Origin of the sequence: Aquipseudomonas guryensis, from assembly GCF_014164785.1 — a bacterium.
GTDB lineage: Bacteria > Pseudomonadota > Gammaproteobacteria > Pseudomonadales > Pseudomonadaceae > Aquipseudomonas > Aquipseudomonas guryensis.
Genome location: NZ_JACJFN010000002.1, coordinates 398,980 through 418,082 on the forward strand (window position 1 = coordinate 398,980; position 19,103 = coordinate 418,082).

Consider the following 19,103-nt stretch of genomic DNA (forward strand, 5'->3'; position numbering starts at 1 on the left):
AGTGTGCGGGCATCATTTGTAGGAGCCAGCTTGCTGGCGATCAGCGGGGCCAGATCGCCAGCAAGCTGGTTCCTACAGGGTAAGTTCGCAGGGTCAGGCTTCTGCGGCTTCGACTTCCACCAGCAACTGGCGATTCTTCACCTGATCGCCCTGGCTGACCTGCACGCGGCGGATCACTCCGTCGATGCCAGCCTTGAGCGGGTGCTCCATCTTCATCGCTTCCAGCACCACCAGTAGCTGGCCCTTGCTGACCCGTTCACCTTCGGTCACCAGTACTTCGACGATCGCGCCATCCATCGGTGCCTTGACCGTGCCGGAGCTGGCGGCGTTTTGCCCGCCGGCCGGTTCGTGGGTGACGTCGGTCAGCTCCAGATTGCCGGCATGACCGTAAAGCCACACCTGCTCCCCCGCCAGGTGATAGGCGCGGCGCTGGCGGATACCGTCCAGCTCAAATGTCGCCCAGCGGCCGTCGCTGGCCAGCAGGCGCAGTTCGACCTGGCTGTCGCCGACCTGGGCGCGTAGCAGTGGCTGTGCGCCGGACTCCAGCACTTCCAGCTCGACTACATGCTTCTGCTCGCCCTGCTTGAGCACGAAGTGCCAGGGCGCACCGCCGGCGTTGCGCCAGCCGGCCAGGCCGCCCTGGTGCGCGCGGGCATTGGCCGAGCCCTGGTAGAGCAGGGCGGCGGCAGTCGCCAGCTCGGCGGCAGCCGGTGCTTGCGGGGTCAGGCTCGGGTCGTCGGCGAAGTGTTCACCGATAAACGCCGTGGTGGCGTTGCCGGCGGCGAACTCCGGGTGTTTGAGCAGGTTGGCGAGGAAGCGTTGGTTGCCGTTGACGCCGAGCAGCACGCAGTCCTCGACCGCACGCGCCAGCTTGCGCCGGGCCTCGTCGCGGGTGGCGCCGTAGGCGATGACCTTGGCCAGCATCGGGTCGTAGAAGGGGGTGACGGCCTGGCCTTCGACCAGGCCGTGGTCGATGCGGATGCCATAGAGCAACGCCGGTTCCCAGCGCAGCACTGCGCCGGTTTGCGGCAGGAAGTTGTGTGCCGAATCCTCGGCGTACAGACGCACTTCCATGGCGTGGCCGGTGAGGCGGATTTCGTCCTGCTTGAGCGGCAGCGGCTGACCCTCGGCCGCGTGGATCTGCCAGGCGACCAGGTCCTGGCCGGTGATCAGCTCGGTGACCGGGTGCTCGACCTGCAGGCGGGTGTTCATTTCCAGGAAGAAGAACTCGCCGCTCTGGTCGAGGAGGAATTCCACGGTGCCGGCGCCGACGTAGTTGACCGACGCAGCGGCCTTCACCGCCGCCTCGCCCATGGCCTGGCGCAGCGCGGGTGTCATCACCGGGCAGGGCGCCTCCTCGACCACTTTCTGGTGGCGGCGCTGCACCGAACAGTCGCGCTCGCCCAGATAAACGATGCTGCCGTGCTGGTCACCGAACACCTGGATTTCCACATGGCGCGGGCGGATCACCGCGCGTTCGAGAATCAGCTCGCCGGAGCCGAAGGCGTTCTGCGCCTCGGAACGGGCGGTGCGGATTTGTGCCAGCAGTTCGCTGGCCTCATGCACCAGACGCATGCCGCGGCCACCGCCACCGGCGCTGGCCTTGATCATCAGCGGATAGCCGATGCGCGCCGCCTCGCGGCTCAAGGTCTCATCGTCCTGTGCCGCGCCTTCGTAGCCGGGGATGCACGGCACGCCGGCTTCGAGCATGGCGATCTTCGACAGGCGCTTGCTGCCCATCAGGTGGATGGCTTCCACGGTCGGGCCGATAAACACGATGCCGGCCGCCTCGCAGGCGCGGGCGAAGTCGGCGTTCTCGGAGAGAAAGCCGTAGCCGGGATGGATGGCATCGGCGCCGGTCTTCTGCGCTGCTTTGATGATGTTATCGATCACCAGGTACGACTGGTTGACCTGTGCCGGGCCGATGCACACGGCCTCGTCGGCCAGCTGCACATGGCGCGCGCCGGCGTCGGCGGTGGAGTACACCGCCACGGTGCGGTAGCCCAGGGCCTGCGCGGTGCGCATCACCCGGCAGGCGATCTCGCCACGGTTGGCGATGAGGATCTTGTTGAAGGCGGGCATCGTCGTGCTCCTGCTAGTCGTAGCCCGGAGGCAATCCGGGGTGGTCGGTTCCCGGATTGCATCCGGGCTACTTCGATTTATTCCATCTCCCCCCGGGGAGAGGGTTAGGGAGAGAGGGCCGGACACGACCCTCTCCCCCGGCCCCTCTCCCATGAATGGGAGCGGGAAGAGTTACTCAGCCCACTTCGGTTTGCGTTTCTGCATGAACGCCATGGTGCCTTCCACACCTTCGCTGCCCAGCACCGCTTCGGCAAACTGGCCGGCTGCGTGGTCGAGCAGGCTGCCGAGGTTTTCCGTTTCGGTGGCCAACAGCAGCGCCTTGGTCGCCGCGTTGGCGCCGGGGGCGCACTGGCGGATCTGCTGCAGGCATTCGGCGAGGCGGTCGACCACGGCCTGGTCGTCGGCTTCGCTGAAGTGCACCAGGCCCAGGCGCAGGGCTTCGGCGCCGTCGAAACGGGCGGCGGTCAGGGCCAGGCGGCGGGTCTGGGTCAGGCCGATGCGCTTGACCACGAACGGCGCGATCTGTGCCGGCAGAATCCCCAGGCTGGTTTCCGGCAGGCCGAATTTGGCGCCCTGGTGGGCGATGGCGATATCAGAGACGCAGGCCAGGCCGAAACCGCCGCCGAGCACCGCGCCTTCCAGCACGGCGACCAGTACCTGTGGCGCGTACTGGGCTTCCTCCAGCAGGCTGCCGAAGGCGCGGTTCAGCTCGCGGTAGGCGTCGCCGCCTTTGGCTCGCGCGCCGGCCATGTCCTTGATGTCGCCACCGGCGCAGAAGTGGCCGCCCGCGCCGCGCAGCACCAGGGCGCGCACGGCCTGGTCGCCGCGTACCGCACGCAGCACGGCACGCAGTTCCTCGACCATCGCCAGGCTCATGGCGTTGCGGCTGTCCGGACGGTTGAGGGTGACGTAAAGCACGCCCTCGACCCGTTCCAGCAGCAGGGCTTGGCAGTTCGGTAGTTCGGCCATGGTCGCGTCCTCAGCCCTTCTTCTTGCCGGGCAGAATGCCCATCAGCTTGCAGATGATGCCGAGCATGATTTCGTCGGCACCGCCGCCGATGGAGACCAGGCGCACGTCGCGGTAGGCGCGCGACACCGGGTTGTCCCACATGAAGCCCATGCCGCCCCAGTACTGCAGGCAGGCGTCGGACACTTCACGGCCGAGGCGGCCGGCCTTGAGCTTGGCCATGGAAGCCAGGTTGGTCACGTCGCGGCCCTTCACGTACATCTCTGTGGCCTGGTAGACCAGCGCGCGCAGGCATTCGATCTCGGTCTGCAGCTCGGCCAGGCGGAAGTGGATGACCTGGTTGTCGATCAAAGGCGCGCCGAAGGTCTGGCGTTCCTTGCAGTACTCGATGGTGCTGTCGACGCAGTATTCCAGACCCTTGATCATGTTGGCCGCGCCGAACAGGCGCTCTTCCTGGAACTGCAGCATCTGCATCATGAAGCCGGCGCCCTCATGGCCGATGCGGTTGCGCTGGGGGACGCGCACGTTGTCGAGGAACACCTGGGCGGTCTCCGAGCTGCGCATGCCGAGCTTGTCCAGGTGCGGGCTGACGCTCACCCCCGGGGTGTTCATCGGCACCACGATCAGCGACTTGTTGACGTGCGGCTTGTCGTCACTGGTGTTGGCCAGCAGGCACATGAAGTCGGCGCTAGGGGAGTTGGTGATCCACATCTTGCTGCCGTTGATCACATAGTCGTCGCCGTCCTTGCGCGCGGTGGTCTTCAACCCGGCGACGTCGGAACCGGCACCGACTTCGGAGACGCCGATGCAGCCGACCATGTCGCCGGCAATCGCCGGCTTGAGAAATTCCTCGCGCAGTTCATCGGAGCCGAAGCGCGCCAGGGCCGGGGTGCACATATCGGTCTGCACGCCGATCGACATCGGGATGCCGCCGCAGCGAATGGTGCCGAACTCTTCGGCGGCGACGATCGAGTAGCTGTAGTCCAGGCCCATGCCACCGAACTTCTCCGGCTTAGAGATGCCGAGCAGGCCGAGGTCACCGGCCATCTTGAAGATTTCGTGGATGGGGAATTTGCCGGCCTTTTCCCACTCGTCGACGTGCGGGTTGATTTCCTTGTCGACGAAATTGCGCACCGTGCGGCGGAGTTCTTCGTGTTCCTGGGTAAAGATCATCTTGTTGTTCTCCGAAGGGTTACAGGCGGGCGACGCCGAACGAGTTGGATTTGAGAGGACGTACTTCTGCTTCTGCGCAGATGTCCAGCAGGAAGCCGAGCAGCTTGCGCGTATCACGCGGGTCGATCAGGCCGTCGTCCCACAGGCTGGCAGTGCCGTACAGCGCGGTGGACTGGCTGTCGAGCTTCTGCGCGGTGGCCATTTCCAGCATGTCGAGCATCTTCGGGTCGGCCTCCTTGCCTTCCTTGCGATGCTTGTCCTCGGTGACGATGCGTAGCACCTTGCCGGCCTGGGCGCCGCCCATCACGGCGGTCTTGCTGTTGGGCCAGGCGAAGATAAAGCGTGGATCGAGGCCGCGGCCGCACATGGCGTAGTTGCCGGCACCGTAGGAGCCGCCGACGACGATGGTCAGCTTCGGCACCGTGCAGTTGGCCACGGCCTGGATCAGCTTGGAGCCGTGCTTGATCACGCCGTTCTGTTCCGATTCGGTGCCGACCATGAAGCCGGTGGTGTTGTGGAAGAACAGAATCGGCGTGTTGCTCTGCTCGCACAGTTGGATAAATTGCGCCGCTTTCGCAGCCCCACGCGGGGTGATCGGCCCGTTGTTGCCGATGAAACCGCAGGGCTGGCCCTCGATGGCCAGGTGGCCGCAGACGGTCTGGCTGTCGAACTCGTTCTTGAAGTCGAGGAACTGCGAGCCGTCAGCGATGCGGGCGATGATCTCGCGCACGTCGTAGGGCTTCTTGGCGTCGACCGGGACGATGCCGAGCAGCTCTTCGGCCGGGTACAGCGGCTCGCTCCAGGTCTTGGCCGGGCGTGCCGGTAGCTGTGCGTTCCACGGCAGAAGGCCGGCGATCTCACGAGCGATGCGCACGCCGTCGGCGTCGTTCTCGGCCAGGTATTCGGCGGTGCCGGCGACCTGAGCATGCATCTCGGCGCCGCCCAGTTCCTCGTCGGTGGCCACTTCGCCGGTGGCGGCTTTCAGCAGCGGCGGGCCGGCGAGGAACATCTTGGCCTTGCCGCGCACCACCACCACGTAATCCGACAGGCCCGGCTGATAGGCGCCGCCGGCGGTGCTGGAGCCATGCACCACAGTGATCTGCGGCAGGCCCATGGCCGACATGCGCGCCTGGTTGGCGAAGCCGCGCGCGCCTTCGACGAAGATGTCGGCAGCGTAGTTGAGGTTGGCGCCGCCGCTCTCGGCCAGGGTGATCACCGGCAGTTTGTTTTCCACGGCGATCTGCTGCAGGCGCAGGGATTTCTTCAGCCCGGTGGGCGAGATGGTGCCGCCCTTGATCGCGCTGTTGTTGGCGATCACCAGGCAGCGCACGCCGGCCACGTAGCCGATACCGGCGATGATGCCGCCGCCGGCCTGGGTGCCATCTTTATCGTCGTGCAGCTTGTAGCCGGCCAGCGAGGCCAGCTCGAGGAACGGCGCGCCGGAATCGAGCAGCAGGTTGATGCGCTCGCGCGGCAGCAGTTGGCCGCGCTTGATGAACTTGGGCTTGGCCTCGGCGGCCTTGTCGAGGACCTTCTGTTCGACGTCGCGGAAGCTGGCGACGGTCGCCAGCATGGCCTCGCGGTTCTGCGCGAAGCTGTCGCCGTGGACGTCGAGTTCGGACTGAATCACCGGCATCGCATCATTCTCCCTTGAGCACATCGGGCACGTAGGCCCGGTGGAAGCCGTTGTAGGACTCGCTGTTCTTCGCCTTGCCCAGGGTCCAGGCGCGTGTGCCCTGGCTGGCGGCGCCGTCAATGCGGATGGTGTTGCCGCTGATGAAATTGGCGCCGGGGGAGAGCAGGAAGACGATGGCCGCCGCCACTTCCGACTCCGTGCCGATGCGCTGCAGCGGCACGTGGTCCTTGAGGTTGCGGATCATGTTCTTCATCGACTCGGGGTAGGTGTCCATGCCGCTGGAGGCGATCCAGCCCGGCGCCACGGCGTTGACCCGCACACCGGCGTGGCCCCACTCGTAGGCGGCGGTCTTGGTGAAGTTCTCCATGCCGGCGCGGGCGGCGCCGGAATGGCCCATGCCGGGCATGCCGCCCCACATGTCGGCGAGCATGTTGACGATGCTGCCACCGGTCTTGCTCATGCTCTGGCTGAACACTTCGCGGGCGATCAGAAAACCGCCTACGAGGTTGGTTCTGACCACGGTCTCGAAGCCTTTCTGGTTGATCGACACCAGCGGCGCGGGGAACTGGCCGCCGGCGTTGTTGACCAGGTGATGGATCGGCCCGCGCTCGGCGATCACCGCCTTGACCATAGCCTTGACCGCTTCTTCCTCGCGGATGTCGCACACGGCAAAGCTGGCGCTGCCGCCGTCCTCACTGATTTCGCCGGCGGTCTTTTCCAGTTTCTCCAGCTTGCGCCCGACCAGTACCACATGGGCGCCCAGGTGGGCCAGTTCGTGGGCCACGCAGCGACCGATGCCACTGCCGCCGCCGGTAACCAGGATGGTCTGGCCGCTGAACAGGCCGGGTTTGAAGACTGAGTCGTATGCCATTGTTATTGTCCTTGTTACAGGCTGTCAGCCAGTGCGCGCGGCACCGGAATCGGGAACTCCAGCAACTGCTGGGCGAAGGCCTTGCCCTGCGGGTCGATGCGCAGGCTGGCCACGCCGCCGCCACCCAGTGCGTTCTCCAGCAGGAAATTGAGGCTGTGGCTGCCCGGCAGGTACCAGCGGCTGACCTTGCCGGTCTGGCTGTCGAGTACGTGCTGCATCCATTCGGCCACGGCACCCTCGGAGAGCGCAGCCGCGATCCAGGCCAGATACTCGGGCTTTCTGGCCATCACGCCGATATTGCTGTGGTTGCCCTTGTCGCCGGAGCGGGCCACGGCCAGCTGGATCAGCGGCACCGTGGCGTCGGCCTGGCCGCTGGTAGCCGGCACAGTGACGTCGGCGGCGATCTGCGCCGGGCTGAAGGAGTCCAGCTGGGGCAGGGCGAGCGGGCTGCGCTCACCGTTGAGTTCGACCTCCAGGCTACAGGCACTCTTGTCTACCAGGAAACTGAACAGGCGGATCACCGGGTACACCGTGGGGCGCCCGCCAACGATGCCGGTCAGGCCCGGCGCCATGCCGGTCGCGGCCTGGGCGATCTCGCGGGAGAACAGGATCAGGGCTTCCTTCTTGGCGTGGCGCACGCTGATCTTGACCACCACTTCGCGGGTGTCGCATCGCTGCCCGCGCTGGCCGTAGGTGGCCTCGGAGCCGAGCAATTCGATGCAGACTTCCTTGTACGGGCCCCAGCCGCGTGCGGCGAACATTTCCTCGGTCTTGGCGATGATCGCCTGGCTGACCCGCTCGGCCTTGGCCACCGCGTCGATGCCGGCCAGCAGGCAGCTGGCGGTGCAGCGGAAACCGTCCGGGTGGGTGGCGCTGACCTTGTATTGACTGGTCGGCGGCAGGCCGCGGGCGCCTTTCAGCTCGACGCGGTTGGCGCCGACTTGCGTCAGCTCGACCTGGGTGAAGTCGCAGATCACGTCGGGCAGGTAGTAGGCGCGCGGGTCGCCGATTTCGTAGAGCATCTGCTCGCCGACCGACAGGGTGGAGATCAGGCCGCCGGTGCCTTGCGCCTTGCTGACCACGAAGCTGCCGTCTGCCTGCACCTCAACCACCGGGAAGCCGATATGTTCATAGTCCGGCACGTCGCGCCAGTCGGTGAAGTTGCCGCCGGTGCATTGTGCGCCGCATTCGATGATATGGCCGGCCAGGGCGGCCTGGGCCAGCTTGTCATAATCATTCCAGGCCCAGTTGAATTCGTGCACCAGGGCCGCGCTGACCACCGCGCTGTCGACCACGCGGCCGGTGATGACGATGTCGGCACCGAGCTTCAGCGCTTCGACAATACCCGGCGCGCCGAGGTAGGCGTTGACCGATACGCACATCGGCGGCAGCGCGGCGCCCGTGAACATCTCCACGGTGCCGGCCTTGGCCAGTTCGCCGAGCTTGGGTTGCAGGTTATCGCCATGCAGCACGGCGATCTTCAGCTCGACCCCGGCCTTGGCGCAGGCAGCGGACAGGACCGCGGCGCAGGCGCTGGGGTTGACCCCGCCGGCGTTGCTGATGACCCGAATGTTCTTCGCGGCGATCTCGCCGAGCAGCGGGGCGAGCACTTCGACGAAGTCGGTGGCGTAGCCTTCGTCCGGCTTCTTCATGCGCGCGCCAGCCATGATCGACATGGTCACTTCGGCCAGGTAGTCGAACACCAGGTAATCCAGCTCGGTGCCATGCACCAGCTGGGCGGCAGCGGTAGAGGTGTCGCCCCAGAAGGCGGAGGCGCAGCCAATGCGGATGGTCTTGCTCATTTATAGGTATTTCCATCGACGCCAGAAGATGGGAAGACATTACCAAGCAAGCGCTTGGTTGAAAAGCATTGCGAGCAACTTTTCAGCCAAGCGCTTGCTTGGGTGGCCGGGGAGCCGTAAATTTCGTCCATAAAGCCCTTATCCCAGCAGGCGATGACACCCTGCCTTCCTGTTTTAGCCGGAGAAACACGTTTGGACGATCACAAGGCTCGCGCCGTGATGCAGCAACTGGTGGCCAGCGGCCAGGTGACCGACCCGGAAAGCGCCCGTGGCAAGCTGTTGCAGACCGCTGCCCACCTGTTTCGCAGCAAGGGCTACGAGCGCACCACGGTGCGTGACCTGGCCGGCGCGGTGGGCATTCAGTCCGGCAGCATCTTTCACCACTTCAAGAGCAAGGACGAAATCCTCCGCTCGGTGATGGAGGAAACGGTGCGCTACAACACCGCGCTGATGCACGCCGCCCTGGCCGATGCCAGCGATCTGCGCGAGCGCGTGCTGGCGCTGATCCGCTGCGAACTGCAATCGATCATGGGCGGTACCGGCGAGGCCATGGGCGTGCTGGTGTATGAATGGCGTTCGCTGTCGGAAGAGGGCCGCGCGCATATCCTTGCCTTGCGTGACACCTACGAGCAGATCTGGCTGGACGTCCTCGGCGAGGCGCGCGCGGCGGGCTACGTCAAGGGTGATCCGTTCATCCTGCGCCGCTTCCTCACCGGCGCGCTGAGCTGGACCACCACCTGGTTCCGCCAAGACGGCAAGATGAGCCTCGATCAACTGGCTGAAGAAGCCTTGGCCTTGGTGATCAAGGAAACCTGACCGGGATAGGCTAAGCTGCAGGTGCTGGTCAGCGACCGGTGACTGGATCAGGGATGTCCGGGCGACGTGACGTGATCATTCCTGCTTCCATCTTGGCCGAGGTGCTTTGCCTTGCATTCTATTGTCAGGCTGCTGTTGATCTCGCTGGGCCTCTGCCTGCAGCCGCTGGCCATGGCCGCCGAGCTGGTAAGGGTCGGCGCCTACCATTTCCCTCCTTATGTAGATAAACCGGAGAGCGCTGAGCCTGGCGGGGTGTTGCCCGAACTATTGGTGCAACTCAACGCCGCACAGCAAGATTATCGTTTCACGCTGGTGCCCACTTCGGTCACCCGCCGTTATCGGGACTTCACCCAGGCGCGTTATGACCTGATTTTCTTCGAGTCGCCGGAGTGGGGCTGGCAGGGCATCGAGCTGGACAGGCTCGACCTGCATGTCAGCGATGCCGAAGTCTATGTCGCCCGCGCCGAGCCCGGCCGTGGCCAGGATTACTTCGATAGCCTCAAGGGCAAGCGGATGGCTCTCTACAACGGCTATCACTATGGTTTTGCCGGTTTCAATGCCGACCAGGACTATCTCACCCGCACTTTCAAGGCCGTGCTGACCTATTCCCATGACAGTAACCTGCTCATGCTGCTGCACGGGCGCGTCGAACTCAGCGTGGTGCCGCGCTCCTATCTGCGCCTCTACCAGCAGAGCCAGCCCGAGCAAAGCCAGCAGCTGCTGGTGTCCGAGCGGGCCGATCAGGTCTATCACCACCAAGCCCTGCTGCGCCGTGGCGGCCCGCTCAGGCTTGAGGACCTGGCACGCTTGCTCGAAGGTCTGCAGAGTAGTGGCAAGCTCCCGGCGTTGCTGGCGCGTTACCACTTGCGCCCTACGACGGGCGAAGAACATGAGCAGGCCAACCCTATGCAGCTGTGATGCTCTGGGCTAGTCTCGGCATAGTTAAGTTGTCGGTGGGGTCAACATGGATTGTTTGCGACAGGGCTTCTGGTTTGCCTGGCTAATGGCTGTTCTGCTTCTGGGTAGCAATAGCGTTAGCGCGGCACAAAAGATTCAGGTTGCCGCCGTCCACTTCCCCCCCTATGTGATCAAACCTGAAACAGGCCTGTCCCAGGGCCTGCTGGTTAAGCTGGTCGAGGCGCTCAACCAGATTCAGAGCGACTATCAGTTCGTGCTGCGTGCCACCTCACTCAATCGCCGCTTCAATGACCTCCAACAGGGTCGCATCGACCTGGCCATCTTCGAGAATCCCGATTGGCAGTGGCAGGGTATCGCTGGCGCGCGTATCGACATGGGCCTGGAAGATGCCGAAATCTTCGTGGCCCGCGCCTTGCCTGGGCGTACCCAAGACTACTTCGATAGCCTGATGGGTAAACGCATGGCCCTGTTCAACGGCTATCACTACGGTTTTGCCGGTTTCAACAACGACCCGCTGTGGCTGGCCGAGAACTTCCAGGCAAAGGTGACCTACTCCCACCAGAGCAACCTGAACATGGTCTTGCGCGGCCGTGTCGACGTGGCGCCCATTACCCGTTCCTGGCTCGGCGCCTACCTGCGAGACAACCCCGAGCTGCGCTCACAGCTGCTGATTTCGGAGTGGGTGGATCAGGTCTACCGCCATTACGTGATTCTGCGGCCACAGGCGCCGATCAGTGCCGAGCGGTTCCGTGAGTTGATGCAGCAGTTGCGTGAGAACGGCCAGTTGGAGCGGATCTTCGCGCCTTACGGAATCGCTGTCAGACCTCGCGTAGCGGGTAGCTCAGCAGCAACAAGTGCAACAGATTGACCGCACCGTGCAGGGCGATGGCCAGGCTCAGGCGTCCGCTGTAGTGGAACACCAGGCCGTAGCCGAGGCCGGCCAGCCCGGCGACCAGGGCAAATAGCGGGCTGAACGGAATATGTGCGGCGCCGAACAGTACGGAGGTCAGCAGCAGCCCCGGCCACACACCCAGCGTCTTGACCAGTTGCGTCTGCAGCCAGGCGCGGAACAACAACTCCTCGGCCAACACCGCCACACCCAGATTCACCGCCAGCCATAGCCACAGGTCCTGCGGCAACTTCGCTTGCCAGCTCACCACTCCCAACAGCAGGGCCAGCAGCGGCACCAGCAGCAAGGTCAGGCTCATCACCAGCCACAGTGGTTTTCCCAAGGGCTGACTACGAGATGGCTGACCCAGCCACCAGGCCATCAGGGTCAGGCCGAGCAGCAGCTTGTCCCAGGATAGGCGCAGGGCATAGGGCTGGGCATCCGCACTGATTTGCCGTGGTGGCCACAATTCCACAGGCAGGAAGCCGGGCAGCAGGTGGGCGGCCAGAGCGATGCCAGCGAGCAGGCCCAGCGACCACCACAGCCAGTGCGGCAGATAGGGCTCGGCAAACAGCAGCCAGCCAATCAACAGAACGGCAAACAACAGACCCAGCGGCTGGACAAAACCGAATGCCAGGCCCAGGCCGAGGGCTATGACCGGTAACAGCAAGCGCAGGTGCAGGGGTGGCATGCAACTTCCTTGTGGCGTAGCCCGGATGCAATCCGGGACGGGGCGTAGCGGATTTGTCTAGGGCAGGGGTTGAACTCAGCGGCTCTCGGCGTCCTTGGCATCCTGCTCGATATTGCGCTCATGAATGCGCTTGAGCTGTTCTTCGCTCAGTGGCAGTTTGCGTGCGCTGTCCCGCAGCAACATCAGGCTGCCGAGGATCGAACCTAGGGCCAGGATCATGATTAACCAGGCGTACCAAGGCATGTTGTTCTCCTTTATCCAGAGTTCCACCATAACCCCGTACGCCAGAGCTGTCAGTTGCCCAGCACACTTTGCAGGCTGCTGTCGTCCTTCAGCTCGACCCCGGACAATTGCAAACGCAGGGCCTGGCGGGCGAGAAAGTCCAGTTTGTGCGCGGCCAGGGCGTAGGGTAGGCCCTCTGGGCGCACGTTGGAGATGCAGTTGCGCTGGCTGTCCATCTTGCCCACCCCAGGCTGATAGGTGAGGTAGATGCCCAGGCTGTCCGGCGAACTGAGCCCAGGCCGTTCGCCGATCAGCACGATGACCAGACACGCGCGCAGGGCCTCGCCGATACCGTCGCCAATCGCCACGCGGCCCTGTTCGGCCAGTACCACCGGGGTGTTGGCCCAGTCGGTATCGAAACGTTCACGAAACAGCTCCAGCAGCGGCAGGGCATGGCGCTGGATGGCCACCGAGGACAGGCCATCGGCGAGGACGATGGCCAGCTCCGGCGCGGCCAGTTCATGCAGCAGCCGCACGCGGCATTCCTCGCTGAGGTGGCGGCCGTAGTCCGGGCGCAGCAGGTAGGTCTGCCGGTCGGCGGCGCTGCTGTGTACTTGTAGGGTACGGAAGCCGGCGTGGCGCAGCTGCTGTTTGAGTTCGGCGAAATCCAGCGGGCGGTGCACGGCGTCGCGGGCCTGGGCGTGGGCCAGGCCGAACTTGAGCACTTCGCTGGTCGGCAGGCTCGAACCGACCCGGCCGAGGGCGATGCGCGCCGAGGTGTGCGCGCGCAGTTCGTCCCAGGGGTTGTGTTGCGTCAGGTCCTTATCGCTCATCAGGCGGCTCCCGAAACGAAAGGCAGTTGTTTGAGCAGGTGATGGCCGCGACCAATCTCGCGCAGCGCGCCGCAGGGTTCGGTGATCGCCATGCGCGTCAGCCAGGCATCGAATTCCGGGGCGCGCTTGAGGCCCAGCACTGAGCGCAGGTACAGCGCGTCGTGGAACGAGGTGCTCTGGTAATTGAGCATGATGTCGTCGGCGCCGGGGATACCCATGATGAAGCTGAGGCCGGCTGCGCCGAGCAGGGTCAGCAGGCTGTCCATGTCGTCCTGGTCGGCTTCGGCATGGTTGGTGTAGCACACGTCGCAGCCCATCGGCAGGCCGAGCAGCTTGGCGCAGAAATGGTCTTCCAGGCCCGCGCGGATGATCTGCTTGCCGTCGTACAGGTACTCCGGGCCGATGAAGCCGACCACGGTATTCACCAGCAGCGGCTTGAACTCGCGGGCCACGGCATAGGCGCGGGTCTCGCAGGTCTGCTGGTCGACGCCATGGTGGCCGCCGGCCGACAGCGCGCTGCCCTGGCCGGTCTCGAAGTACATCAGGTTGTCGCCGAGGGTGCCGCGCTTGAGGCTCAGCGCCGCCTCGTGGGCTTCCTTGAGGATGGCCAGCGACACGCCGAAGCTGGCGTTGGTCTTCTCGCTGCCGGCGATCGACTGGAACACCAGGTCGATCGGTGCGCCAGCCTCGATGGCCTGGATCTGCGTGGTGACGTGGGTGAGCACGCAGCTCTGCATGGGGATGTCGAAGTGCTGGCGCACCTCATCCATCATCTGCCACAGGCGCATCAGGGTCGGCAGCGAGTCGCTGGCCGGGTTGATGCCGACGGTGGCATCGCCCGAGCCATACAGCAGGCCGTCGAGCAGGCTGGCGGCGATGCCGCGCACATCGTCGGTCGGGTGGTTGGGCTGCAGGCGCACCGAGAGATGGCCGGGCAGGCCGATGGTATTGCGGAAGCGGGTGATCACCCGGCACTTCTTGGCCACCAGGATCAGGTCCTGGTTGCGCATCAGCTTGCTCACTGCGGCCACCATCTCCGGAGTCAGGCCCATGGCCACGGCGCTCAGGGTGGCGCTGTCGGTGGAGTCGAGCAGCAGCCAGTCGCGCAGGTCGCCGACCGTCAGGTGGCTGATCGGGGCAAAGGCGCGCGCATCGTGGCGGTCGATGATCAGGCGGGTGACTTCATCCTGCTCGTAGGGAATCAGCGCCTCGTTGAGGAAGGTCTTGAGCGGCACATCGGCCAGGGCCAGCTTGGCCGCCATGCGTTCTTCGTAGGTGGCGGCGGCGAGGCCGGCCAGGTAGTCGCCGGAGCGCGCCGGGCTGGCCTTGGCCAGCAGGGTCTTGAGGTCGCCGAAGCGATAGACCTGGCTGCCGACGGTGGTCTGGTAGGGCATGGGAGCTTCCCGGTGGCAAATGACGTGCTGTGGCGCCTGCAGTGCGCATGCCAGTTTGCCGGTTTGGCGCCGGCCTGGCGTAGCGCTGGGCCCGGCTAGCATAACGCTGCCGCGCCAGGGCCGGGCGATGATGCATCCTGGTGCAGCCACGAGCGCCGGTAGTGCGCCCGTTGTGCCAGCGCGATGCTCTATATCGCGGCTGCAAGACCGGTCAATCGTGACGGCTGTCACACGCCAGCAACCTGGTGCTGCTTCAATGCCGGCCATTCGTACTGATCGGGATTGGTTCCATGGATGTTGTTCCCGCCCTGACGCACCTGCTGCGGCCGGTTTCGCCCCTGCTTGCCACGATCAGCATCAGCGATGTGGCCGACCAGCTGCTGATGCCCGAACACAAGGCCTTCCTCTCCCTGCCGGTGGTGGATGAGCAGGGGCGGCCGCTTGGCCTGGTCAGCCGCTCGACCCTGCAGGACATCTTCATGCAGCGCTTCGGCCGCGACCTGTGGGGCCGCAAGCCAGTGCGCGAAGTGATGAACCCGGCGCCCCTGGTGGTCAGCCTGCACACCAGTCTGGAGGAGGCGGCCCGGCAGATCACCGCGCAGCTGCAGTCGCCGATTCGTGACGACTTCATCTTGATCGACGAACACGGCCGGTACCGCGGCCTGGGCACCGTGCTCGACCTGCTCAAGGCCATGGAAAGCCAGGTGGCGCAGCGCAACCGGGTGCTGCGCAAGGCGCTGATCGACCTCAAGGAATCCCAGGCGCAGCTGGTGCAGTCGGAGAAGATGGCCTCGCTGGGGCAGATGGTCGCCGGCGTGGCCCACGAGCTGAACACCCCGCTGGGCTATGTGAAGAACAATGTGCAGCTGCTGCACGAGTTGACCAGCCCGCTGCTGGAACTGGCCGCAGCCCAGGCCCGGCTCGGCGACTGCCTGAGCGATCCGGGCTGTGACGAGGCGCAGCTGGCGCAGGCCTTCGCCGATGCCGCCCAGGCCCGCAAACTGGCCGCCCCAGAACTGCTGGCCGATGACCTTGCGCAGCTGTTCGACGACACCACTTATGGCCTGCAGCAGATCGGCGAACTTGTGGTCGGCCTCAAGGACTTTGCCCGCCTGGATCGCGCCATGAGCGAGGAGGTCGATCTCAACGACTGCATCCGCAGCGCCCTGCTGATCGCCCGCAACAACATCAAGGACAAGGCCGAGGTGCAGCAGCAGCTTGGCGAGTTGCCGCGTGTCGCCTGCGCGCCGTCGCAGATCAATCAGGTGCTGCTCAACCTGCTGAACAATGCGGCCCAAGCCATGGACGGCTTCGGTCGCATCCAGGTGAAAAGCTGGACGCAGGCGCAGCAGGTGCTGATCTCCGTGCAGGACAACGGCCGCGGCATGCCGCCCGAGGTGCTCAAGCGCATCTTCGACCCGTTCTTCACCACCAAGCCGGTCGGCCAGGGCACCGGCCTGGGCCTGTCAATCAGCTTCAAGATCATCCAGGACCACGGCGGCAGCATCCGCGTGGTATCGGAACCGGGGCGCGGCACGCGCTTCCTTATCAGCCTGCCGTGCAGCCAGGCGGCTGCCCTGCAACGGAGCGCCTGACCCATGAGCCAACCGATCCGCATCCTCTTCGTCGACGACGAGGAACGCATCCTGCGCAGTCTGGCCCTGCAGTTTCGCCGCGACTACGAGGTGCTCACTGAGAGCGACCCGCGCCGCGCTCTGGAGCGCCTGCGCCATGAGCCGGTGCAGGTGATCGTCAGCGATCAGCGCATGCCACAGATGAGCGGCGCCGAGCTGCTGGCCCAGGCCCGCGAGCTGCAGCCGGACGCCATGCGCATCCTGCTCACCGGCTATTCCGACCTGGAGGCGGCGATCGAGGCCTTGAACGATGGAGGCATCTTCCGCTACCTGACCAAGCCCTGGGACCCGCAGGAGATGGCCTTCACCCTGCGGCAGGCCGCGCAGATCGCTCAGAGCCAGCAACAGCTGCCGGCGCGCGCCACATTGCCAAGCGCGCCGCAGGGGTTGAACGTGCTGCTGCTGGATGACGCCGAGGAAACCTTCGACTGCGTGGGGGCCTTCTGCATGACCAGCGGCCACCGCCTGCTGCGTGCCGCCAGCTTGGGTGAGGCGTTGCAGGTGCTTAACAGCGAACGGGTCGATCTGCTGGTCAGCGACCTGCGCCTGGCAGGCGAAGACACTGCGCCGCTGCTCAAGAGCCTGGCCCAGGCCCATCCCAAGTTGCTCAGCCTGGTGGTGACGCCGTTCTGCGATACCCAGGCGTTGCTCAAGCTGATCAACGAGGCGCAGATCTTCCGCTACCTGCCCAAGCCGATCCGCCGTGGCCTGTTCGACAAGGGCCTGCGCGCGGCCGCCGAGCAGGCACTGATCTATCGCGCGCAGCCGCAGCAGGTGGTAACGCGCCTGGCCGAGGTGCCGCGCGAGCAGCCCGAACGCGAGCGGGTCGGTAGCCTGCTAGGCATGCTCGGCCGCCTGCGTGAGCGGCTCAGTGCGTGAGCCTAAAAGGTGCATTGCAGAGCGCTGCCTGCCTGTTTTTTGTTCATTACCTGGGTGCATAGGTTTAGAACAAATCAGACTTTGAACTATCACCTTGGCGGCCTAATCTCGCATTGCCGTCATCTTCACTGAGGGGGGATTCAACAATGGATATCAGCATGAGCGAAGTCGCCGAGCGCGGCTGGGTCGTCCGGCTTGGTCTGTGTGTGGTGCCTTTTTCTTCGCATCAGGAGGCCGGCCAGTTCGTCGAGCGCCTGCAACAGCGGCTCAGCGCGCCACATCCGTTGCCACTCGAGGTGGCCACGCCATCGAGCGATGGTCATGAGGCTGTCACAAAGAGGGCGGAACATGCCTCTTAGTTAAGTAGTTGCTGTGCTTGTTTCTCGGCCGCGTTTCGCGGCTTTTTTTTGCCTGCGATTTGGCCGCGTCTGCTGGGCTGTTGGCGCATGGATTGTGCTGGAGTTGCTAGAGCAGTTGCTCTAGATTCGCCCAAAGCCGCCCAACAGTATTCAGGAGAAGGCGACATGGTCGATGCCCTGCAGTTTTCCAACAGCCAGTTCACCTGCCCGGTTACCTGTTATCCCGCGCGCCATGCCCAGCGCACGGTGATCGTCCTGCCGGCTCTCGGGGTCACGGCGCGCAAATACGCGATGCTCGCTCAGGTGCTGGTGGGCGCCGGCTACAACGTGCTGACCACCGACTGGCCGGGGCAGGGGGAAAGCCTGCCCCGGCCTGGCTGGCGCTTCAATTACGGCTATCGGCAACTGGTCGAGGAGTTCCTGCCCAAGTTGCTGCTGGTGGCCCAGCGGCATTTTCCCGACACCCAGCCAGTGCTGCTGGGGCATAGCCTCGGTGGGCATATCGCCACCCTGTATGCCGCTGCCAATCCGGCCAGTCGGGTGCCGGTGGTGGGCGTGGCCTGCGGCAATATCCACTACCGCCATTGGACGGGCCTGGGGCGGTTGCTCACTCCCAGCGTGGCGCTGCTGTGCAACCTGCTGGCCAGCACGCTCGGCCACCTGCCGGGCAAGCGCATCGGCTTTGGCGGCCATGAGCCGCGGCGGCTGATGCGCGACTGGGGGCGGGTGGCGTTCAGTGGCAATTATCGCCATCTCGGCCTATCACTGGCGCCAGCCAGCCACAGTCGAGTGAATTCGCTGTATATCCAGATCGCCGACGACAACTTCGCCCCGCTGGCCTCGACCCGTGGCCTGGCCGAGCTGATTCAGGCTGAACCGCGTATCGAGCAGCTAGCATCGCCACGCCCGCCCCATGAGAACCCGCACAGCGCCTGGTTGAAGGCGCCGCAGGGCGTGGTGGCCAGCATCAAGGGCTGGCTGGGGCAACTGCCGGCGTAGTGAGATTGGTGGATTGATACAGCTGCGCCTGCAGCAACTGCAGCGCGCCTTGCACGAAGGGCCGGCGTTCGTCGCTGGCCACGGCAGCCTGCCAGCGAAAAGCCATGCCGCTGGTGCCCACCGGCCTGACCAGCAGGCCGCTTTCGTCGCCCTGCAGCTGGCGGCGTGGCAGCAGGCTGATACCGAGTCCGGCGCGCACCAAGGCGATGATCGTAGCGATGTCCTGGATATGCTGCAGCGAGCCCAGCTCGATGCGTTGCGGGTGCAGGTAGCGGCGGTAGAGCAATGACTGCTCCAGCTTGAAGTGATAGAGCAGGTCGACCCCAGTCAGGTCGCTGGCCTCCAGCCAGGGCTTGGCGCCCAGCGGATGGGCTGGCGGCAGGATGGCGACTATCTCGTCACGGTTCAGTGCCAGCCAGTTGACCCCGCTGGCAGCGCTGGTTTCGCCGAGGATGGCGATATCGCAGTCGTGGGCTAGCAGGCTGTCGAGCAGGTTGGGCACCTGTTTGACCTGCACCTCGATCTGCGGGAAGCGTCGGCGGAATTCCTGCAGGAATTCCGCCAGCCAGTCGCTCAGGTGCATGCGGTCGATAGCCAGGCGCAGGCGTCCGGAGTCGCCACGGGCAAAGCGCGCCAGATGCTCTTCCAGCACCGCCACGTCGCCTAGGATGCGCTGGGCGTGGTCATCGAAGGCCAGGCCGGCCTCGGTCGGCAGCATGGCCTTCTGCGTACGCTGGAACAGCGCCAGGCCCAGGCGTTCTTCCAGTTCGGCCAGTTGCTTGCTCAGCGCCGGTTGCGAGATGAACAGCGCCTCGGCGGCGCGGGTCAGGTTGCCGGTCTGGCTGATGCTGCGCACCAGGCGCAGGTGTTTCATTTCCAGGCGCACGTAAGTGGCTCCATTTCCCTGGCAAGGCTGCCGGCGCCATCTTCTCCGCTGT

18 protein-coding genes are annotated in these 19,103 nt (G+C 65.1%); 7 read left to right on the plus strand and 11 right to left on the minus strand.

What is annotated here, in order from left to right; translation table 11 throughout:
- Window positions 1–93: 93 nt before the first annotated feature.
- From atuF to H3H45_RS09580, 6 genes are all read right to left on the minus strand, one after another.
- Window positions 94–2,082: a geranyl-CoA carboxylase subunit apha gene (atuF, locus tag H3H45_RS09555; protein WP_182833498.1), complete on the minus strand. Its 1,989-nt coding sequence runs from the start codon at window positions 2,080–2,082 to the stop codon at window positions 94–96.
- Between the two features lie 171 nt (window positions 2,083–2,253).
- The gene (locus H3H45_RS09560) at window positions 2,254–3,051 is read right to left on the minus strand and encodes an enoyl-CoA hydratase/isomerase family protein (protein ID WP_182833499.1); all 798 of its coding nucleotides are present in this window, start codon (window positions 3,049–3,051) and stop codon (window positions 2,254–2,256) included.
- A gap of 10 nt (window positions 3,052–3,061) precedes the next feature.
- Window positions 3,062–4,222: a citronellyl-CoA dehydrogenase gene (gene atuD / locus H3H45_RS09565; RefSeq protein ID WP_182833500.1), complete on the minus strand. Its 1,161-nt coding sequence runs from the start codon at window positions 4,220–4,222 to the stop codon at window positions 3,062–3,064.
- 19 nt (window positions 4,223–4,241) lie between these two features.
- Window positions 4,242–5,858, minus strand: a complete 1,617-nt coding sequence (gene atuC / locus H3H45_RS09570; protein ID WP_182833501.1) for a geranyl-CoA carboxylase subunit beta — start codon at window positions 5,856–5,858, stop codon at window positions 4,242–4,244.
- 4 nt (window positions 5,859–5,862) lie between these two features.
- Entirely contained in the window at window positions 5,863–6,729 is an 867-nt protein-coding gene (locus H3H45_RS09575) for an SDR family oxidoreductase (protein WP_182833502.1), read from the minus strand.
- Between the two features lie 14 nt (window positions 6,730–6,743).
- Complete coding sequence (locus H3H45_RS09580) at window positions 6,744–8,531, minus strand: acyclic terpene utilization AtuA family protein (protein ID WP_182833503.1); 1,788 nt, start codon at window positions 8,529–8,531, stop codon at window positions 6,744–6,746.
- 192 nt (window positions 8,532–8,723) lie between these two features.
- Between H3H45_RS09580 and H3H45_RS09585 the strand changes: the two genes are divergently transcribed.
- The 3 genes from H3H45_RS09585 (at window position 8,724) to H3H45_RS09595 (ending at window position 11,133) form a co-directional block, all read left to right on the plus strand.
- Window positions 8,724–9,347 carry a TetR/AcrR family transcriptional regulator gene (locus H3H45_RS09585; RefSeq protein WP_182833504.1) on the plus strand — a complete coding sequence of 208 codons (624 nt, stop codon included), beginning with the start codon at window positions 8,724–8,726 and terminating at the stop codon, window positions 9,345–9,347.
- A gap of 111 nt (window positions 9,348–9,458) precedes the next feature.
- On the plus strand, window positions 9,459–10,265 hold the full coding sequence (locus H3H45_RS09590) for a substrate-binding periplasmic protein (protein WP_407926688.1): 807 nt from the start codon (window positions 9,459–9,461) through the stop codon (window positions 10,263–10,265).
- Window positions 10,266–10,350: 85 nt separating this feature from the next.
- Entirely contained in the window at window positions 10,351–11,133 is a 783-nt protein-coding gene (locus tag H3H45_RS09595) for a substrate-binding periplasmic protein (RefSeq protein ID WP_235983564.1), read from the plus strand.
- Here the strand turns inward: H3H45_RS09595 and H3H45_RS09600 are convergent.
- From H3H45_RS09600 to H3H45_RS09615, 4 genes are all read right to left on the minus strand, one after another.
- Window positions 11,084–11,845 carry a CPBP family intramembrane glutamic endopeptidase gene (locus tag H3H45_RS09600; protein WP_182833506.1) on the minus strand — a complete coding sequence of 254 codons (762 nt, stop codon included), beginning with the start codon at window positions 11,843–11,845 and terminating at the stop codon, window positions 11,084–11,086. The two genes, H3H45_RS09595 and H3H45_RS09600, sit on opposite strands and share 50 nt — an antisense overlap.
- A gap of 75 nt (window positions 11,846–11,920) precedes the next feature.
- On the minus strand, window positions 11,921–12,088 hold the full coding sequence (locus tag H3H45_RS09605) for a DUF2897 family protein (RefSeq protein WP_182833507.1): 168 nt from the start codon (window positions 12,086–12,088) through the stop codon (window positions 11,921–11,923).
- Window positions 12,089–12,138: 50 nt separating this feature from the next.
- Entirely contained in the window at window positions 12,139–12,900 is a 762-nt protein-coding gene (eutC, locus tag H3H45_RS09610) for an ethanolamine ammonia-lyase subunit EutC (RefSeq protein ID WP_182833508.1), read from the minus strand.
- Window positions 12,900–14,294: an ethanolamine ammonia-lyase subunit EutB gene (locus tag H3H45_RS09615; protein ID WP_182833509.1), complete on the minus strand. Its 1,395-nt coding sequence runs from the start codon at window positions 14,292–14,294 to the stop codon at window positions 12,900–12,902. The genes eutC and H3H45_RS09615 overlap by 1 nt, the downstream gene beginning before the upstream one ends.
- A gap of 290 nt (window positions 14,295–14,584) precedes the next feature.
- Here H3H45_RS09615 and H3H45_RS09620 point away from each other — a divergent pair, with 290 nt between their 5' ends.
- The 4 genes from H3H45_RS09620 to H3H45_RS09635 all read left to right on the plus strand — a co-directional run bounded on the left by H3H45_RS09620 (window position 14,585) and on the right by H3H45_RS09635 (window position 18,165).
- Window positions 14,585–15,889, plus strand: a complete 1,305-nt coding sequence (locus tag H3H45_RS09620) for an ATP-binding protein (protein ID WP_182833510.1) — start codon at window positions 14,585–14,587, stop codon at window positions 15,887–15,889.
- A 3-nt stretch (window positions 15,890–15,892) separates the two neighbouring features.
- Window positions 15,893–16,807: a response regulator gene (locus tag H3H45_RS09625; RefSeq protein ID WP_182833511.1), complete on the plus strand. Its 915-nt coding sequence runs from the start codon at window positions 15,893–15,895 to the stop codon at window positions 16,805–16,807.
- Between the two features lie 158 nt (window positions 16,808–16,965).
- The gene (locus tag H3H45_RS09630) at window positions 16,966–17,166 is read left to right on the plus strand and encodes a hypothetical protein (RefSeq protein WP_182833512.1); all 201 of its coding nucleotides are present in this window, start codon (window positions 16,966–16,968) and stop codon (window positions 17,164–17,166) included.
- Window positions 17,167–17,331: 165 nt separating this feature from the next.
- Complete coding sequence (locus H3H45_RS09635; RefSeq protein ID WP_182833513.1) at window positions 17,332–18,165, plus strand: alpha/beta fold hydrolase; 834 nt, start codon at window positions 17,332–17,334, stop codon at window positions 18,163–18,165.
- On the opposite strand, the gene H3H45_RS09640 is transcribed toward H3H45_RS09635, so the two are convergent.
- Window positions 18,134–19,051, minus strand: a complete 918-nt coding sequence (locus H3H45_RS09640; RefSeq protein ID WP_182833514.1) for a LysR family transcriptional regulator — start codon at window positions 19,049–19,051, stop codon at window positions 18,134–18,136. The two genes, H3H45_RS09635 and H3H45_RS09640, sit on opposite strands and share 32 nt — an antisense overlap.
- Between the last annotated feature and the right edge of the window lie 52 nt (window positions 19,052–19,103).

Bases quoted from the DNA above. Each gene is read 5' to 3' on its own strand.
- atuF (WP_182833498.1), bottom strand. From the start codon at position 2,082: ATGCCCGCCTTCAACAAGATCCTCATCGCCAACCGTGGCGAGATCGCC.
- H3H45_RS09560 (WP_182833499.1), bottom strand. From the start codon at position 3,051: ATGGCCGAACTACCGAACTGCCAAGCCCTGCTGCTGGAACGGGTCGAG.
- atuD (WP_182833500.1), bottom strand. From the start codon at position 4,222: ATGATCTTTACCCAGGAACACGAAGAACTCCGCCGCACGGTGCGCAAT.
- atuC (WP_182833501.1), bottom strand. From the start codon at position 5,858: ATGCCGGTGATTCAGTCCGAACTCGACGTCCACGGCGACAGCTTCGCG.
- H3H45_RS09575 (WP_182833502.1), bottom strand. From the start codon at position 6,729: ATGGCATACGACTCAGTCTTCAAACCCGGCCTGTTCAGCGGCCAGACC.
- H3H45_RS09580 (WP_182833503.1), bottom strand. From the start codon at position 8,531: ATGAGCAAGACCATCCGCATTGGCTGCGCCTCCGCCTTCTGGGGCGAC.
- H3H45_RS09595 (WP_235983564.1), top strand. From the start codon at position 10,351: ATGGCTGTTCTGCTTCTGGGTAGCAATAGCGTTAGCGCGGCACAAAAG.
- H3H45_RS09600 (WP_182833506.1), bottom strand. From the start codon at position 11,845: ATGCCACCCCTGCACCTGCGCTTGCTGTTACCGGTCATAGCCCTCGGC.
- H3H45_RS09605 (WP_182833507.1), bottom strand. From the start codon at position 12,088: ATGCCTTGGTACGCCTGGTTAATCATGATCCTGGCCCTAGGTTCGATC.
- eutC (WP_182833508.1), bottom strand. From the start codon at position 12,900: ATGAGCGATAAGGACCTGACGCAACACAACCCCTGGGACGAACTGCGC.
- H3H45_RS09615 (WP_182833509.1), bottom strand. From the start codon at position 14,294: ATGCCCTACCAGACCACCGTCGGCAGCCAGGTCTATCGCTTCGGCGAC.
- H3H45_RS09620 (WP_182833510.1), top strand. From the start codon at position 14,585: ATGGATGTTGTTCCCGCCCTGACGCACCTGCTGCGGCCGGTTTCGCCC.
- H3H45_RS09625 (WP_182833511.1), top strand. From the start codon at position 15,893: ATGAGCCAACCGATCCGCATCCTCTTCGTCGACGACGAGGAACGCATC.
- H3H45_RS09630 (WP_182833512.1), top strand. From the start codon at position 16,966: ATGAGCGAAGTCGCCGAGCGCGGCTGGGTCGTCCGGCTTGGTCTGTGT.
- H3H45_RS09635 (WP_182833513.1), top strand. From the start codon at position 17,332: ATGGTCGATGCCCTGCAGTTTTCCAACAGCCAGTTCACCTGCCCGGTT.